Source organism: Pseudomonas sp. GW821-FHT03E01, from assembly GCF_059420765.1.
Window position 1 is genome coordinate 33,729 of the sequence record NZ_JBWKUI010000023.1, and the last position, 17,015, is coordinate 50,743.

The window sequence follows — 17,015 nt, forward strand, 5'->3', positions numbered from 1 at the left end:
AACAGCATCGTGATCAAGTTGAAACTGGATAACGTCAACAAACAATTGGGCGGCGCGCGGATTCTGCGCGACGTCAACCTGGAGATCGCGGCGGGTGAGTTCGTGGTATTCGTCGGCCCTTCGGGCTGCGGAAAGTCGACCCTGCTGCGCCTTATCGCTGGACTGGATTCGATCTGCGCCGGCGACCTGCTGATCGACGGGCGTCGGGTCAACGACCTGGAGCCGCGCGAGCGTGGCGTCGGCATGGTGTTTCAGTCTTATGCGCTGTACCCGCACATGAGCGTCTACGACAACATCAGTTTTGGTTTGAAGCTGGCCAAGACCGAAAAGACCAGCCTGCGCGAGCGCGTGCTGAAAACCGCGCAAATCCTGCAATTGGACAAGCTGCTGCAACGCAAGCCAAAGGAGCTGTCTGGCGGGCAGCGTCAGCGTGTCGCCATGGGCAGAGCCATGGCGCGGGAACCGGACATTCTGCTGTTCGATGAGCCGCTCTCCAACCTGGATGCGTCCTTGCGGGTGCAGATGCGCAACGAAATCGCCCGGCTGCATGCCCGGCTGGGCTCGACCATGATCTACGTCACCCACGATCAGGTTGAAGCGATGACCCTGGCCGACAAAATTGTCGTGCTCAATGGCGGTCGCGTCGAACAGGTCGGCTCACCGCGCGAACTCTATGAGCGCCCGGCCAGTCGCTTTGTCGCCGGCTTTCTCGGTTCACCCAGAATGAACTTTCTGCTGGCGCGCTTGCAGGCGCCGGGCGAAACCAGCCTGGTCGACAGCCCCGTGTTGGGGATGACGTCCCTGCCCTTCGACAGCTCGAACCTGGCGGCGGGCACGCTGCTGAGCCTGGGCATTCGCCCGGAACACGTGTCGCTCAAGGCAGCGGAAGGAGCCGCCGGCATCGTGGTGACTGCGGTCGAATACCTGGGCAGTGAAACTTATGTGCACCTCGAGACAGGTCAGGACGAGCCACTGATCTGTCGTTGTGAAGTCCACGCCGGATGGCAGGCGGGCGACCGGGTCGAGCTGCTGCTGGACATCGACAACCTGCACCTGTTCGACGCCGACGGCACAGCCTTGAAGCGTCACCCACATGCCATTGAAACCGTCCCTCTGCGCCCGGCACGAGCAGGCGCCCTATGACTTTGTCTTTGAATACCATGAGCGATCCAATGCCTGACTCCCTTGACCTTGCGCAACAGGCGCTGAGTGACGGCCTGTCTCGGGTCATCCACGATTACCGCCCCGGTTATCACATTGCCCCCCCGACAGGCTGGATGAACGACCCTAACGGGGTGGTGTACTTCCGTGGCGAGTATCACGTTTTCTATCAACACCACCCCTTTGACGCCAAGTGGGGCCCGATGTATTGGGGGCATGCCAAGAGCGCCGACCTGGTCCATTGGCAGCATCTGCCCATTGCCCTGGCGCCCGGCGATGACTTCGACCGCGACGGTTGTTTTTCCGGTAGCGCGGTAGTGTGTGGAGACACCCTGGCGCTGATCTACACCGGGCACACCTGGCTGAAGGACGTGGGTGATGAAAGCTCGATCCGTCAAGTCCAGTGCCTGGCCACCAGTGTCGACGGCATTCGCTTCGTCAAGCATGGCGCTGTCATCGACACCGCGCCGCAAGACTCGATCATGCATTTTCGTGACCCCAAGGTCTGGCAAGCGGACGACTATTGGTACCTGATTGCCGGCGCACGTCTGGGCGATCAACCGCTGCTACCGCTGTATCGTTCCACCGATCTGCACACCTGGGAGTTCCTCGATTATGTAGCCAGCGGCAGCGAGGGCGATGGCTATATGTGGGAGTGCCCGGATCTGTTTCGCCTGAACGGGCGCGACGTGCTGCTGTACTCCCCTCAGGGCATGCAACCCCACGGTTACGAACGGCTCAACAAATACCAGACCGGTTATCGAGTGGGCCAACTCGACAGCCAATGGCACTTCACCGGCGGGCCTTTTATCGAGCTGGATAACGGCCACGATTTCTATGCCGCGCAAACGCTGGTGGCCGCCGATGGTCGGCGCCTGGTGTGGGCGTGGCTCGACATGTGGGAAAGCCCGATGCCGAGCCAGGCCCATCACTGGTGCGGCATGCTCGGTTTGCCGCGCGAACTTGAACTGCATGACGATCGCCTTTGCGTGTATCCGGCACGGGAGCTCACCGCGCTGCGCGAGGCGCCATTGCCGAGTACGCCTTGGCGGGATGAGTCGGGAACCTGTTGGGTGCCGGAAGTGAATGGCGACCTGCTGGAAATCCATGTGCATCTGGATTTGCGCGGCTGCACCGACGGCCACCTGGGCATCGCCTTGCGCTGCAGCGACGATGGCCTTGAAGAAACCCTGCTCTATTACGATGCGGCATTACAGCGCCTGGTGCTGGACCGCAGCCGCTCGGGTGCGCAAGTCAGCGGCCAGCGCAGTGTGCCGATAGACCCGACACAAGAGCGACTGGAACTGCGCGTGTTTCTCGATCGCTCGTCCATCGAGGTGTTCGACGAAAACGGCCGCTTCAGCCTCAGCAGTCGCCTCTATCCGCGGCCCGACAGTCTGGGCGTGAAGTTGTTTAACCACGGCAGTGGTGGGCGTGCATCGATTCCCAAGGCGTGGCCTCTCGCTTCAGGTTGGGTATGAGCGCTGTCATTCGAGTCGCGAGAAACCCGGGCCCTGTGTCATGATTCTGCGTCAACCTGACCGGGCTCGCCTCGCATGACTTCAGTGAAAGACGTTGCACAGCTGGCCGGCGTGTCCTTGATGACGGTTTCTCGAGCGCTCAACAACCCGGAAAAACTGAGCCCCGAAACCCTTCAGCGGGTGCGTCGCGCCATTGATGAACTGCAATTCGTACCGAGCCTGTCGGCGCGCAAGATGCGCGGCGACAACCTCCAGTCGCGCACCATCGGCGTGTTCGCGCTGGATACCGCGACCACACCGTTCGCGGTGGAACTGCTGCTGTCCATCGAACAGACCGCGCAACAGGCCGGCTGGAATGTCTTCATCCTTAACCTGTTGAGCAACCCGCCCACTGACCAGAACATCGACCTGATGTTGTCGCACCGCCCCGACGGGCTGATTTTCAGCGCCATGGGCTTTCGCCACGTCAGCATTCCCGAGCGCTTGAAGAGCAAACCGCTGGTACTCGCCAATTGCCTGGCCGATGACAGTCGCCTGGTCAGTTACGTACCGGACGACGAAACGGGGCAGTATCGCGCCGTGCATCACGCGTTGAGCCAAGGCTATCGGCGCCCGCTGTGCATCAATCTGCCAAAACAGAGCCTGGCCTGGGGGCTGCGACAAGAAGGCCTGTTGCGCGCCTGTCAGGCATTCGGGCTGGCGCCTGACGCGCTTCTGCAATACGACCTTTCCGAGCATGACGCCTACGGTGAAACCGCCGCCATCCTCGACCGGCACATTGTTGAGGGTCGCCCACAATTCGACATTCTGATCTGTGGCAACGACCGGATTGCGTTTTGTGCCTATCAGCTGTTGTTGAGCCGAGGCCTGAAAATTCCCGGCGATGTCGCCGTGCTCGGCTACGACAACATGATCGGTATCGCCGAACTGTTCATCCCGCCGCTGACCACGGTGCAACTGCCGTACTACGAGATCGGTCGCCAGGCTGCCCGCCACCTGATCGAAGCCCTTGAGGTAGAGGGAGCCCAGCCGGTTGATTGTCCATTGGTGGTCAGGGCGTCGCTATGAGTGCGAGCGCCGCAGACCAGCCGGTGCACGAGGTGCCTCAGGATTCGGCATCGACACTCGCGAGCATTGCCTCTCCCAATACGATTTTCCCGCTGTCCTTGAGTGCCTGACCTGCACCACGGATGTCTCTCGCTTCCTTGTTCTGGCCCAGCTTGAATTTACCGACCAGGCGAGTGATCTCGATCTCTACCCCAACGATCGCTTTAAGCATCGAGGCGATGTAGTCCTTCGGGGCGTCCGTCATTTTCCATGGCTCGGGCTGGGAGGACTCATGGGTTCGGGTCAGGAGCGCCACCAACCCACGGACATAGCGCTCATCATCGTGAAGGGTGATCCTCCCATGGGCGTGCACCACCTTGTAGTTCCAGGTCGGAACCTGTTTATGGGTTTCGTGCTTGCTCGGATACCAGGTGGGCGAGATGTAAGCCTCGGCACCGCGAAAAACCACCAAGACTTCGTCGCCATTTTTAACGTCTTGCCAGACCGGATTGGCGCGCGCGACGTGCGCCTGGAGAACACCGAACTGCCCCTGCGCAGCCTTCAACTCGAAAGGAATGTGGTTGGCATCCAGTCCGCTTTCACCGTTGGTAAACAGAATGCCCAGCGGGTGCTGCACGATCAGTTCATGAAGGGCTTCGGCGCGAGGCTCATCAAAATGGGCAGGTACGTACATATCAACTCCTTCAATCGTTCAAGGGTGGGGACAGCGCGCCAGTGGTGAGGTGGCCTTCGTGTGAATTGTGTGGATGAACTGGCCCATGGTATAGAGCCAATATCCAACAGAATCACTGAGCCAGAATTGATGGCACGTAAAGCCAACGTTGTTGAAATTCCATCGCTGGGCACGCTGGATCGAACCGCCGGTCAATTGGGACGACAGCTTGCTCAAGCGCTTAGGTCCGCGATCCGCAGGGGCGACCTCAAGCCTGGTGAGCTGCTGCCATCGACGCGCATTCTCGGCAAATCGCTGACGATTGCCCGAGGCACCGTTATCGAGGCTTTTGAGCAGTTGATCGCCGAGGGCTTCCTGGAATCCCAAGGCAGAGCAGGCACGCGGGTGGCCCGCTCTTTGGCAGAAGCGTCGCCAACCACCCGGCAGGAGCAAGGCCGGCCAACTGAAACCAGGTCGTGGACGCCCTCTTCCCGAATCGAACGGTTCGCTCAGGTGGCCCAGCAATTTAGAGCGGCTGCGCAGATTCCGTTCTCGGTCTCGGTGCCGATTGGCAAAGCGGCGCCTGACGATATCTGGCGTCGCCTTGGCAATCGCATCAGGGCGCGAGGGGCTGGAGCGCCCTCGGGATACGGCGATCCACAAGGTGCGCTTGAGTTACGGGAAGCGGTAGCGGATTACGTGCGCAAGTCACGCTCTGTGCGCTGTGAAGCGAGCCAGGTCATCATTACATCCGGCACGCAACAGGGCCTGTATCTCGCCTGTCAGGTGCTGCTCGATGTGGGAGATTTTGCGTGGGTGGAGGATCCGGCCTACCGGGGTATCACAGGAATTCTGGAAAGCGCAGGCCATACAAATCAAATGATCCGCGTCCCGGTTGATGCCGAGGGTCTGAATGTTGAAAACGGCATAGCGCAATGCCCCCAGGCACGGGCAGCCTTCGTGACCTCGTCACATCAATATCCACTCGGCATGCCAATGAGCATGGCCAGGCGCGATGCCTTGCTGGCATGGGCCAGGGCGTCCGATGCCTGGATCGTCGAGGACGATTACGACAGTGAACTGCGTTACGCCGGCCACCCTTTTCCATCCTTGCAGGGGCTGGACCCCGACCGGGTTATCTACCTGGGGACGTTCAGCAAAATACTGTTCCCCTCGTTGCGACTCGGCTACGCAATCGTTCCGCCTTACCTGGTGCAAGCCTTCTGCGGTGCGCGGGTCCTGATGGATCGGCATCCCGCCAACGCCGATCAGCACGTGCTCGCAGCATTCATCGCAGAAGGACATCTGGATCGGCACATCCGGCGAATTCGCGGCGTATACGCAGACATCCACAGGCAAATCATCGAGGCGGTTGCCAGGCTGATTCCTCGCGAACTTGCATGGCTGGAACCGAGCGATCAGGGTATGCATCTGGTGCTTTGGCTGGCGGAAGGTATCGACGATCAGTGGGTCGCCGCCAAAGCTTCCGAAGCTCAGGTATCGGTACGTGCCGTGTCGCCGATGTATGCCGGTGGCAATGGCCGTTCGGGATTGATTCTGGGCTTGGGCGGTTTCAGTGCCGAAGACATTGAATCCGCCACCAGGCGCCTTGCGCAGGTCATCACGTTGGCCGCGAACCCGTCGGGCCGCAGAATCATGCCAATTGCCATAAAACATTTTTAAAACAATTAGTTGGACAACCTTAATAACTTATTGGACAGAAGGCTATATTTTTGACTAGTAACATTTGACAGGCCACCTTGAGTGATCAATACCTAACAGGGTCGACACCTGACAAAGGCGACGATCCAGTGGATGAATATCCATTGTCGACTGCATTGTAATTAAGGCTTACGAACGAAAGTACTTATTCTTATAGGGCCGAAGGTTCGGACCGTGCGGTAGCTTTGCCCATCGCAAAGTATCGGCTTCATTTCGTGCCTGAAGGCGACATCATGCACAGCGTTAATTAAGGTTTACACATTCCACTTTGCAATCACTTTGAAATCACTTTACCGTTTCCCGGGCGTTACATGCTTCATCATTGATACACCGTTTTAAAAGCTTAACACTTTCGCGACTTCCACAACCTCATTGCGTTCACTGGAAGGATAACGGCATCGCTGATACGCAACAGGCATGCTTAAACCAACGTTACGGAGCTTGCCAGTATGCTGACGACTACCCAAGCCTCTAACTGGTATCTTTTGCAGTGCAAGCCACGTCAGGACGAACGGGCGAAAATCAATTTATTGCGGCAAAACTATGTCATATTTTGCCCGCAAACCGTTAGCCAACGCAGGATACATGGTAGCCCCCATCAATCCCTTGAGCCGCTCTTCCCGGGGTACCTTTTCATTCAGCTAGGCCGTGACGACAAGTGGGCCCCTTTGCGTTCTACACGTGGCGTCAGCCGAATCGTCGATTTTAATCACGGCCCGGCAATGGTCCCTGACGATGTCATCACACACTTGCAAGAGCGGTGTTATAAACCACCGGAAATTCTTGCACCTCACACGTTCAAGCCCGGTGAAAAACTGCAAATAATCCGAGGACCGCTGTCGACACTCGAAGGTATTTTCATGACCATGTTAGGTGACGAGCGAGTTATGATCCTGCTTCACTTTCTGAATAGAGAGCAGCCGGTTCGTATTCCACTGACTGATATTGAGCGAGCACGCCTCCATCTATAAGCCCCTATTCAACTTACTTCAATAACAAAACCTGAACACATTCACCCAACTTTAAATTCAAACAAAAATTTATGCCTTTTTTATTTCATGGATTGTTTCCAAGCGAGTGATTACTCACACTTACGGACTCCATTCGCATGAAGAAATCACTGACATCAGCCGATATTACATCGCGCACATTCGGCCCTGTTTTTCCGGTCTATAGTCATTGGATTCATCCCCAAGGAGCAATGATATGACCCTTAAGACCCATGGCCCCTTCGCACTGATAGTGATCTCTCTATATCCCGGAGCGGCCTGGAGTCTCGACCCCCAGGCCATTAACATCTACGGATTCGACTTCACACCCACGTTGTTATTTTCAGAGAGCTACGATGACAACTTCCGGGAGCTGGATCGGGGACGTCAGTCTTCCATGGTGACCAAGGTGGCGCCCTCTTTCGAACTCAAGGCCGAAGATCGAAACAGTGCCACGCGACTTATCTGGCAGCCTACCCGCTACATTTATCATGATCATCCGGACGCCTCGAATACGGCACAACGTGTGCGGCTCGACAGCATCATGGAGTTCACCGACCGCCATCGCCTGAAACTTGAAGGGGAAGCGCGTAAATACGAGCGCACGACATCGACTGCTGTCGATGGCATCAATGACAAGATTCGCACTAATCGCGTCAATGGTCTCTATACCTACGGCGCCAAGAGCGCTGCCAATCAGATCGATCTGGGCGCAAGTTACGCTCAACTTCGTTACGACAACTCCGACGGCATTAATAAAGACAAAGAGCGCAATACCACCGGCCTGACCACCACCTGGTACCACCGTATAGGCAGTAATACCCGCGGCTTGCTGGAGTACGACCATACCGTCTTCGACTACCTGCTCTCCGACAGCCGTCTCAACAGCACATCCAATGCGGTCCTGGCCGGTGCCGAGTGGGACTTCACCGCACGCACCACCGGCAAAGTACGCCTTGGTTATGAGCGTAAGAACTTTGATGACAGCAGTGTCAAAGACCTCAGTAACCCGACCTGGCAGGTGGACCTGCGATGGAAGCCACGAACCTACTCGACCTTTTCGTTCGTTGCTCGCCAGGCGCTGGCCGAGGGCGACGACGGTGCTGACGCCGTCAAGACCAGCTCTGCGCTGTTCGGCTGGCGTCATGGCTGGACCGAGCGGATCACAACGGTGGCCGAAGCAGGGCTGGCCCGCTATGAGTACGAGGGGCAGAACCGCACCGACAACCTTCGCGACTACAACTTCGCCGTGGAATACCAGATGCGCCGCTGGCTGGATATCGAATTGGGCTATCGCCACCGCAACGACAATTCCGACGTCGACAACCATAGTTTTGAACGCAACATCTTCCTGCTCAGCTTCAACGTAAGTCTCTAAGAGGTTTCCCCCCATGAACTCGCGAATGCTTGCCTTGTTGTTCGTGCCGTGGCTGTTGCCCGTGACTTTTGCAGCGGACACCGGCGCCCAGTACAAACTGGCGGCCGGCGATGTATTGCGCATCACCGTATTCGGAGAACGGGATTTAAGCTTCGACAAAATCCGCCTCAATGACGCCGGTACATTTTCCTATCCGTTCCTGGGTGAGATCTCCGCCAAGGGGCTCACCCCCAATCAGGTGGAAAAGATCATCGTCGACGGGCTCAAGCAAGGTTACCTGGTCGACCCCAAGGTCAGCCTCAACCTGATCGTCTACCGCTCGTTCTACATCAATGGCGAAGTACAAAAGCCCGGCAGCTATCCATACGAGCCCGGGCTGACACTGGAAAAAGCCATTGCACTGGGCGGTGGCCTGACCGAACGGGCCTCGATCAAGCGAGTGACCATCGTGCGCGGCGATGGCTCACCACCATTGACCGATACGGTCACGCGCAGCACCGCCATCGCTCCCGGTGACACCATCTCCATTGCACAAGGCTTTTTCTAAATCATGGATAACAGCCCAAGCATCTACGTTGAACGTCCGCTCCAGGCGCATCTGCCTCAGCACCAGCAGCATGGCGAGGAGAAGGACACCATTGACCTGCTCAAATTCTGGAGGGTGATCTGGCGTGCTCATTGGAAAATCGCTGGGTTGGTGCTGCTTGCCTGTGCGCTTGCGATGGCCATTCTGTCATTCATTCCCGCGCAGTACATCGGCAGCGCCACCCTGCTGATCAAAGAAAAAACGCCACCACTGCTGACCTTCCAGCAAGTCACGGACTCAAGCTCCGGTACCGTCGATTACTTGCAGACGCAATTGGCGCTTCTGCAATCGCGGGACTTGGCCGAACGCGCCGTCAAAAAGCTCAACCTCACCACTAACCCGGTGACCGATCCCCGCCAGCAGCCGCAGTCATGGTTTACGCCACGCGAATGGTTGGCAAACCTTGATCTTGGCCAGTGGTGGCCGGCACTGGACTTTTTGATACCCCAACAGGTAACGCCCACTGAAACCGACATTTTCAATGAGGTCACGCAGAACCTCATGAAGCGCACCGACGTCAAATTCGTCGGCAAGAGCCAACTGCTCAACATAGAGGTGTTGCTGCCCGACCCTGACCTGGCGGCCGCAACCGCCAATGCGATTGCCCAAGGCTTCATTGATAGCCAGTTCGACAATAGCCTGAAGTCCTCGCAGACCAACGCCAGTTGGATGAATTCACGCCTGGTCGAATTGCGCAATAACCTGCGCATTGCCGAAGACAAGCTTCAGGCTTATCGGGAAGAACAAGGCCTGGTCGATGTCGGCGGTGTCGCCACCATCAGCGCCAACGAACTGGAAATGACCGGCAACCGCATGATCGATGCCCGCCGTAACCTGGCGGAAGCCGAGAGCCGGTACCGTCAGGTCCAGGCCCTGAGCAATGGCGATCTGAGCAGACTCTCCAGTGTGCCCGCCGTCTTGAGCAACGCTTTGGTGCAGAAATTCCAGGCACAACAGGCCAAGGCTCAAGCCAAGGTCGAAGAATTGTCCGGGCGTTACGGTCCAAAACATCCGACCCTGATCGCCGCCCTCGCCGAGTTGCGTACGGCCACCGACAGTTTGCGTCTACAGGTTCGACAGGTGGTTGCCAGCATCGAACAGGATTACCAGCTAGCCAAGGCCAGTGAAAGCTCACTGCATAAATCATTCAACAGCAACAAGACGCAGATACAGGATATCTCGCGCAAGGAGTTCCAGCTGCGTGAATTACAGCGAGAAGTCGACAGCAGTCGCGCGTTGTATGAGACCTTCATCACTCGCTTGAAGGAAACTGCGGCCACCTCAGACATGGATTCCACCAAAGCGCGTATCGTCGACCCAGCGATTGTGCCTTTGGAACCGAGCAAACCCCGTAAAACACTGATCATGGTGATTGTCGCCATCGCGGCCGCGCTGATCGGCATGGCGCTGGCATTAATATCCGAAGCCCGGAACAAAACCTTCAAGACCGACGAAGCGGTCGAAAGCACGCTTAATATCCCCCTGCTCAGTGTGGTACCGCTGGTCACGAAGAGAAGCCGCCGGCAACTGGCGCGATTGTTTGACGACAACGAGCATCCGCGTTTTTGCGAGACCATTCGCAACTTGCGCACCTGGCTGATGTTGCACAGTGGAGAAAAGCCGTCGCAGGTAGTGCTCGTTGCCTCGACCATGGCCGATGAAGGTAAAAGCACCATTGCCAACAACCTGGCTTACTCGCTTGCATTGCTGGAGCGGGTCCTGTTGATCGATGCCGACATGCGCCGATCCAGCCTTTCGCTCAATTTCGATTTTCCGGCAGACAGCCCGGGGCTGGCCAATGTCCTGGCGGGTACCGCCCGACTCGAAGACTGTATCCGGACTGTCGGCAATCTTGACATGTTGCCGGCCGGCAAGCTTGCGCCCCCGCCGCTTGATCTACTTAGCTCGCCATGCCTGGCGCCCCTGCTCGAAGCGCTGAAGTCGCGTTACCAGCGCATCATCATCGACTCCCCGCCTGCGCAAATGGTCAGCGACGCGCTATTGCTGGCCAAGCATTCGGACGCGGTGATCTACGTGATCAAAGCCGAAAGCACACCGGTCAGCCAGGTGCAGAAATGCCTCGCCATTCTGCAACAGAGCCACGCGCCGGTGTTCGGTGTAGTGCTCAACCAGGTTGACCTGCGCAAGGCGCGCAAGCAGGGCTACAGCCATAGCGATACGTTCCAGAACTACGACTATCTGACCCGGTAAACCCTTGCGCCTGTCTCTTGAGTCGCTTCTTTCCAACAAACACCAAAAACTGCTTCATCCCAGTCGATCGATACCAGCGTGCGGGAACGAGGGCGTGCAGAATTTTCGACGCCGATGTCCAACCCATGCCTGGAGGTTGAGCCGATGACGTCGCTATATACCGCTCAAATGATGCACCGGCGAGGTCTGACCTTCTGGGGCCAATGGGTGTGTGCGCTCAGCCTGGTCAACCTGCTATTGATATTGCTGGTGCATTGGAGGATCGGCAGCCTGACCAGTGAATACCGCATCCTGATGGTTCTCACTGTGCTCGGCTCGATTCCGATCTACAGCGTCATGCAGGTTTACCACAAGCGTCATGAGTGGTTGTCGGGGCTCGGTCGTTTGCTGGCGGCCTGGCTGATTCTGCTGGCCGTTCTGATCAGCATCGCCTTTGTCACCCAGACCAGCGCGATTTTTTCGCGTCAAGTAATCATCGTCTGGACCGTGTTGGGTTACCTGATCCAGGCTGCAAGCTTCCTGCCCTTGCATTACCTGGCTCGATTGCACTCGCGCAAGCTCTGTAACGAACGCCGCGCGGTAATCATCGGTACTTGCCCGACCGCATGCCGGCTTGCAAGGAAACTGTCCAGACCGAACCGCGTACCCGTACTGGGGTTTATCGCGACCGCCGAACATACCGGCCCGGCACCGAGCATTTTGCCGCTGCTGGGCCGCATCGACGAAATTCGCGAAATCATCACCCACCTGCACGTACGCCGGGTCTACATCGTCCTGCCGTTGGCGCAGGCAGCCATCATTGAAGCCCTGTACATCGACCTTCTGGATATGAATGTCGACGTGGTCTGGATTCCTGATTTCGGCAGCATGGTGTTGCTCAATCAATCGATCTCGGAAATAGAGCGAATGCCGGCCATCTACCTCAATGAAAGCCTCATCAGTTCGCACCCCGGCAGCCTGCTCTGCAAAGAGCTGTTCGAACGTACCCTGGCCGCCGTGGCCATTATTGTGCTCAGCCCCTTGCTGCTGATCGTGGCGGCGGCGGTCAAGCTCTCTTCGCCCGGCCCGGTGTTGTTCAAACAAGATCGTTACGGCTGTAACGCCGAGGTGATCAAGGTCTGGAAGTTCCGCTCGATGCATGTGCATGACGACAGCGAAGTGCGCCAAGCCTCTCGCGAAGATGAACGCATCACCCCGCTCGGGCGCTTTTTGCGCCGTAGTTCGATCGATGAGCTACCGCAGCTCTTCAACGTGCTGTTCGGTGAAATGGCCCTTGTCGGCCCGCGACCGCACGCGGTCACTCACAATATTTACTACACCGGCAAAGTACGCGCCTACATGGCCCGTCATCGCCTCAAGCCAGGCATCACCGGGCTGGCCCAGATCACCGGGCATCGCGGTGAAACCCAGACGCTGGAAAAAATGCAGCAACGCGTCGCCCAGGACCTCAACTACATCAACCAATGGTCGCTGTGGCTGGACATCAAGATTCTCGTCAAGACCCCTTTCACGTTGTTCTCAAAGGACATTTATTAAGGAGTCAGCCATGATAGATCTGGAACTGATCGGGCATTTCGCACCGAACCTGCTGGACGCCAACAAAGCATTTTCCTTCATTAACTTTGCGTCCATCGGCAGTCTGTTCGATCGGAGTCCGACGTCCATCGCCTATTTTTGCGATGGAATGTTGATGTCTACCTTCATGTCGCGCATCACCGGCCGGACGATCGGTCGGGTCAGCTTCGACTTCACGTCCATCGCCGACGCTGTCTTCAGTTGTGCCGAGAAACAAGGCAAGCGAATCTATTTTGTCGGTGCCAGGCAAACCGAACTGGACCTGTTCATCAACAAGATCAAGGGGCGCTACCCGGCGTTGCTTATCGCCGGTCATCACAACGGCTATTTCGATGCACCGCAGGCCGCGTGTATTCAAGCGGACATCTGCCGCAGTGAAGCCAACATCCTGATCGTCGGTCTGGGCGCCGGGCTTCAAGAGCAGTTCGAACAGGATGCCCTGCGTGCCGGCTTCAACGGTGTGGCATTCACCTGTGGCGGTTTCATACGCCAAGAGGCGACGGCCACACACCATTACTACCCTGAGCTGATCAACCGTCTGCATCTGCGCGCGTTCTATCGGATGTACCGCGAACCCCACACCATCAAGCGCTACCTGGTCGATTACCCGACCAATTTTGTTCATCTGCTGGCGATGATCGTCCGGCGCCAAGTGACGATCCATATCACTTATCCCTGAGCGCCAACCATGCATATCCTGTTCATCCTCAAGGACTTCAAGCCCGATGGCGGCCTGGAGCGTGTCCAGCAACGCCTGGCCCGGCAGTTTCTCAAGGATGGCCAGCGAGTCAGTTATTTCGTCATGAATGGCGATACCGCGGACGATGAAGAAGCGGCCACCTTCAATGGTGGCGGCAACGGATTCTTCGGTCTGCTCAAGTCGATCGGAGTGCTGCGTCGCCTTATCCGTCGTGAGCGTGTAACCCACCTTATCGCCGCCAAGGAACAGGCCAACCTCTGCACCTGGTTTGCCACCCTGGGTCGCTCATGCAAGGTCATCTACGCCCGTCACGCGGCACTGGATTGCGGCGAGCAGAAAATCGGCCTCACTACCCTGCGCCTGCTCTATGGGTTGTACCTCTGCGGCAACGATCAGGTGGTGGCGGTATCCAAAGGCCTGCATCAGGCCCTCGCCGATCTGGTGCCCTGGGGTCGCCAGCGTATCCGTTATTGCCCCAATGCGGTGGTCACCGAACAACTGCTCAGCGCCGCGCAGACGCCCCTGCTCAGAGGGTTGCCGACCGAGTTCTGGTTGGCAGTGGGCCGGCTGGTGGAGCCGAAGGGCTTCCATTTGCTGCTCGATGCCTATGCCATGGCCTTGAGCAGCGCCGCGCTGCCGGATCTGGTGATCATTGGCGATGGTCCGCAACTCGCCGCGCTGACATTGCAGGCAAACCACCTGGGCATCGAGGACCGTGTGCATTTCACTGGTTTCCTGAGCAATCCCTACCCATTGATCAGGCATGCACGACTGCTGATCCTGAGTTCCTTTCATGAAGGCTTGCCGACCGTCCTGATCGAGGCCCTGGCGCTGGGTACGCCCGTGCTGGCCTGCGACTGCGAGACCGGGCCCAGGGAGCTGCTTGATAACGGCCGACTCGGCCAACTGGTCAAGGTCAATGATGTACCGGCACTGGCCGAAGGAATGCTGCGCAGCCTGGCCTCGCAAGACCAGGCTGCGCCAAACGCACAAGTGGCCGCTGATGCAGTCCGCCAGTACACCAGTCAATACGCCGCGCAGGCGTATTACCAGGTATGGAATCAATGAAAAAATTGCTGATTATTCTGCAGGACTTGGGTGGAGGCGGTGCCGAAAAAATGATGGCGCGCCTCGCTGGAGCGCTGACTGACGCTGGCAATGACGTGACTTTACTGATGCTCACTGGCACCGGCGTGAACTCGGCGCACCTCGACCCACGGGTAAAACAGGTCGAGTTGCACAGCGCGCGCAGCTCCAGGGCCGTGCCGGCGCTGGCACGTTTTCTTCGCCACAATCGCTTCGACGCGTTACTGGCCGCCCTCACCCACGTCAACGTCGTGGCCATCGCTGCCGCCGCGCTGTCAGGTACGCTGGCGCGCCTGCATGTCAGCGAGCGCAACGCGTTTTCCCATGACAAATATGTCAACCCTGCGTTGAAGGTGCGCACAGCGTATCTGCTGGCACCATTGCTGTATCGACTGATCCCTAATCCGGTGATCTGCGTCTCGCGCGGCGTCGCCCAGGATCTGATCGACACCACCATAACCCGCCCCCAGGATGTCACCATCGCCGACAATCCGGTGCTCGACAACGATTTTCGCGACAAGGCACCGGCGCGTCCAAACCACCGCTGGCTGCAGGAAAAGTCCACCCCGGTGATTGTCGCCGTGGGCCGCCTGGCGCGGCAAAAAGGTTTTGACGTATTGATCGATGCCTTCGCCCGACTGCCTGATCCCAGCGCCCGATTGATCATTTTCGGCGAAGGCGCGCTCAGGGCCCAATTGCTCGAACAAGCGGTTGCTGTGGGCGTGGCCGACCGGTTCGATTTACCAGGCTATACCAGTGATCCGATGGCAGAAGTGGCGGCGGCCGATTGTTTTGTACTGTCGTCGCGTTTCGAGGGCAGCCCCAACGCACTGGTCGAGGCCATGGCCACTGGCACTCCGGTGGTATCGACTCACTGCCCCTATGGGCCGCAAGAGATTCTCGATAATGGCGCGATCGCTCCGCTGGTGGCCGTCGACGCCCCTGACGCGCTGGCGCAGGCCATCACGATGCAGCTGACGTTGCCGCGTGATGTAAATCGCCAGGCCCGCATCGATGCCGCCGCCCGTTTCGTGAGCGCTTGCGCGGCGAAAACTTATCTCGATGCGCTACTCGGGAGCCAGTCGTGATGAACACACTGGAAGTCAGGTACAGCACGCTGCGCAACGCCTTCACGCTGTTCGGTGTGCTGTTCTACATCCAGGTGATCGGATTTTTTTCCGGGCTGGCGGATACGTCAAATCTGGACTTGGCCGAAAAAGACCTCGAAGGCAACGCGGTCAATCAGATTTGCGGTCTGATCACCCTGCTGGTACCGCTGTTCTTCTTCATCCGCAACAAGGTCTTCCTCAGCAAAAGCTTTTACAGGAACAACGCCTTCCTGCTGGTGTTCATGCTCTGCCTGGCGGTATCGATCAGTTGGTCCCACGACCCGATGTTAAGTTTCAAACGTTTTGTGGCGCTGATCAGCGTGGTCTTCTTTGCGGGTTTCATCGCCTACAACTACAGCCTCGAGAAAATCGCCTTCATGCTCGGCTGTCTCATCGGCGCCGCTGCGTTGTTCGGCTTGATACTGGCGCTTGTCAGGCCCGATGTCGCCTTCATTAACGGCGGTGTTCGCGAGGGTGCATTCAAAGGGATTTTCCCGGATAAAAATGCCGGCGCCCGGATCAACGCGATCGCCATTTTGCTACTGCTGCCGATGATCCGTCAGGGCAATCCCTGGGCCATCATCTGCTCGTTGTTCTCGCTGATCGCGATTGCACTGGCCCAATCCGCCACCGCCACAGCACTGATTGTTGCCGGCACCGTGAGCTACTGGTACTTCCTCACGCTGATCCGTTTGCACATCAACCGTTCATGGCCCGCATTCCTCGGCACGACGATCGTCTATTTGCTGATCTGTTTCTTTCTCTACGGCAACTACACGCTGCTGCTGGAGCTGACTGGTCGCGATCCATCACTCACCGACCGCACGTTGATCTGGGACCTGCTCACACCGCTGATCGACGCCGAATTCCTCAAGGGTTACGGCTTCGGCGCCTTCTGGTCCAGCCCCAGCGCCGAGGTCTTTATCAGCCGCTGGGGTTACATCGGTAATGCCCACAACGGCTACATCGAAACCTTGCTGAACGGCGGTATCGTTCAGTTGATAGCGCTGCTCCTCATGCTGATCGAGGCACTGCTAAAACACTATCGGGCCGTGATGGCGGACCAATCGGCACGGTTTCATGTCAGCGCGATGGTCATCGTCGGATCATTCATGCTCACCAACTATGTAGCGTATGTCGTGCCCAACTACCGCTCGGCGGAGTTTCTGGTGTTCTGCGTCCTGGCCCTGTCCTTTCGGCATCACCACGCGAAATACCCCGTGTTGTCAGCAGCAACCCTGCGTCAGCGTCCGTCCGGCGAGGCATTGCCGCGCGATTCAGCCAAGGCGTAACGAAA

At 57.8% G+C, this 17,015-nt stretch carries 14 protein-coding genes; 13 read left to right on the top strand and 1 reads right to left on the bottom strand.

The annotated features are described in order from the left end of the window. Positions 1-9: 9 nt before the first annotated feature. The 3 genes from AC07VO_RS28230 to AC07VO_RS28240 all read left to right on the top strand — a co-directional run bounded on the left by AC07VO_RS28230 (position 10) and on the right by AC07VO_RS28240 (position 3,710). Entirely contained in the window at positions 10-1,143 is a 1,134-nt protein-coding gene (locus AC07VO_RS28230) for an ABC transporter ATP-binding protein (protein ID WP_138867408.1), read from the top strand. Next, positions 1,140-2,642: a glycoside hydrolase family 32 protein gene (locus tag AC07VO_RS28235; protein ID WP_192350276.1), complete on the top strand. Its 1,503-nt coding sequence runs from the start codon at positions 1,140-1,142 to the stop codon at positions 2,640-2,642. Before AC07VO_RS28230 ends, AC07VO_RS28235 begins: the two co-directional genes overlap by 4 nt. A gap of 75 nt (positions 2,643-2,717) precedes the next feature. Continuing rightward, positions 2,718-3,710 (top strand): LacI family DNA-binding transcriptional regulator, encoded by a 993-nt coding sequence (locus tag AC07VO_RS28240; RefSeq protein ID WP_019651691.1) that lies wholly within the window; start codon positions 2,718-2,720, stop codon positions 3,708-3,710. A gap of 37 nt (positions 3,711-3,747) precedes the next feature. Here the strand turns inward: AC07VO_RS28240 and AC07VO_RS28245 are convergent, their stop codons facing one another. Next, positions 3,748-4,383, bottom strand: a complete 636-nt coding sequence (locus tag AC07VO_RS28245; RefSeq protein ID WP_192350274.1) for an FMN-binding negative transcriptional regulator — start codon at positions 4,381-4,383, stop codon at positions 3,748-3,750. Positions 4,384-4,512: 129 nt separating this feature from the next. Here AC07VO_RS28245 and pdxR point away from each other — a divergent pair, with 129 nt between their 5' ends. The 10 genes from pdxR to AC07VO_RS28295 all read left to right on the top strand — a co-directional run bounded on the left by pdxR (position 4,513) and on the right by AC07VO_RS28295 (position 17,010). Beyond that, positions 4,513-6,045 carry a MocR-like pyridoxine biosynthesis transcription factor PdxR gene (gene pdxR / locus AC07VO_RS28250; RefSeq protein ID WP_192350272.1) on the top strand — a complete coding sequence of 511 codons (1,533 nt, stop codon included), beginning with the start codon at positions 4,513-4,515 and terminating at the stop codon, positions 6,043-6,045. Positions 6,046-6,533: 488 nt separating this feature from the next. Then, positions 6,534-7,055, top strand: coding sequence for a transcription/translation regulatory transformer protein RfaH (gene rfaH / locus AC07VO_RS28255; RefSeq protein ID WP_192350269.1), 522 nt, complete (start codon positions 6,534-6,536; stop codon positions 7,053-7,055). A 235-nt stretch (positions 7,056-7,290) separates the two neighbouring features. Continuing rightward, entirely contained in the window at positions 7,291-8,451 is a 1,161-nt protein-coding gene (locus AC07VO_RS28260; RefSeq protein ID WP_495007723.1) for an outer membrane beta-barrel protein, read from the top strand. Between the two features lie 13 nt (positions 8,452-8,464). Continuing rightward, the gene (locus tag AC07VO_RS28265; protein ID WP_026286626.1) at positions 8,465-8,998 is read left to right on the top strand and encodes a polysaccharide biosynthesis/export family protein; all 534 of its coding nucleotides are present in this window, start codon (positions 8,465-8,467) and stop codon (positions 8,996-8,998) included. 3 nt (positions 8,999-9,001) lie between these two features. Beyond that, on the top strand, positions 9,002-11,248 hold the full coding sequence (locus AC07VO_RS28270; RefSeq protein ID WP_192350267.1) for a GumC family protein: 2,247 nt from the start codon (positions 9,002-9,004) through the stop codon (positions 11,246-11,248). 144 nt (positions 11,249-11,392) lie between these two features. Next, positions 11,393-12,784, top strand: a complete 1,392-nt coding sequence (locus tag AC07VO_RS28275) for an undecaprenyl-phosphate glucose phosphotransferase (RefSeq protein ID WP_192350265.1) — start codon at positions 11,393-11,395, stop codon at positions 12,782-12,784. Positions 12,785-12,794: 10 nt separating this feature from the next. Then, positions 12,795-13,502, top strand: a complete 708-nt coding sequence (locus AC07VO_RS28280) for a WecB/TagA/CpsF family glycosyltransferase (protein ID WP_018928897.1) — start codon at positions 12,795-12,797, stop codon at positions 13,500-13,502. 9 nt (positions 13,503-13,511) lie between these two features. After that, complete coding sequence (locus AC07VO_RS28285; RefSeq protein WP_086945649.1) at positions 13,512-14,591, top strand: glycosyltransferase; 1,080 nt, start codon at positions 13,512-13,514, stop codon at positions 14,589-14,591. Continuing rightward, positions 14,588-15,697, top strand: coding sequence for a glycosyltransferase (locus tag AC07VO_RS28290; RefSeq protein WP_192350256.1), 1,110 nt, complete (start codon positions 14,588-14,590; stop codon positions 15,695-15,697). The genes AC07VO_RS28285 and AC07VO_RS28290 overlap by 4 nt, the downstream gene beginning before the upstream one ends. Next, positions 15,697-17,010 carry an O-antigen ligase family protein gene (locus AC07VO_RS28295; protein ID WP_192350254.1) on the top strand — a complete coding sequence of 438 codons (1,314 nt, stop codon included), beginning with the start codon at positions 15,697-15,699 and terminating at the stop codon, positions 17,008-17,010. The genes AC07VO_RS28290 and AC07VO_RS28295 overlap by 1 nt, the downstream gene beginning before the upstream one ends. Positions 17,011-17,015: the final 5 nt, after the last annotated feature.

Coding starts and splice junctions, on each gene's coding strand:
- AC07VO_RS28275 (WP_192350265.1), top strand. CDS start 11,393: ATGACGTCGCTATATACCGCTCAAATGATGCACCGGCGAGGTCTGACC.
- AC07VO_RS28270 (WP_192350267.1), top strand. CDS start 9,002: ATGGATAACAGCCCAAGCATCTACGTTGAACGTCCGCTCCAGGCGCAT.
- AC07VO_RS28240 (WP_019651691.1), top strand. CDS start 2,718: ATGACTTCAGTGAAAGACGTTGCACAGCTGGCCGGCGTGTCCTTGATG.
- AC07VO_RS28245 (WP_192350274.1), bottom strand. CDS start 4,383: ATGTACGTACCTGCCCATTTTGATGAGCCTCGCGCCGAAGCCCTTCAT.
- AC07VO_RS28295 (WP_192350254.1), top strand. CDS start 15,697: ATGAACACACTGGAAGTCAGGTACAGCACGCTGCGCAACGCCTTCACG.
- AC07VO_RS28265 (WP_026286626.1), top strand. CDS start 8,465: ATGAACTCGCGAATGCTTGCCTTGTTGTTCGTGCCGTGGCTGTTGCCC.
- rfaH (WP_192350269.1), top strand. CDS start 6,534: ATGCTGACGACTACCCAAGCCTCTAACTGGTATCTTTTGCAGTGCAAG.
- AC07VO_RS28235 (WP_192350276.1), top strand. CDS start 1,140: ATGACTTTGTCTTTGAATACCATGAGCGATCCAATGCCTGACTCCCTT.
- AC07VO_RS28280 (WP_018928897.1), top strand. CDS start 12,795: ATGATAGATCTGGAACTGATCGGGCATTTCGCACCGAACCTGCTGGAC.
- pdxR (WP_192350272.1), top strand. CDS start 4,513: ATGGCACGTAAAGCCAACGTTGTTGAAATTCCATCGCTGGGCACGCTG.
- AC07VO_RS28260 (WP_495007723.1), top strand. CDS start 7,291: ATGACCCTTAAGACCCATGGCCCCTTCGCACTGATAGTGATCTCTCTA.
- AC07VO_RS28285 (WP_086945649.1), top strand. CDS start 13,512: ATGCATATCCTGTTCATCCTCAAGGACTTCAAGCCCGATGGCGGCCTG.
- AC07VO_RS28290 (WP_192350256.1), top strand. CDS start 14,588: ATGAAAAAATTGCTGATTATTCTGCAGGACTTGGGTGGAGGCGGTGCC.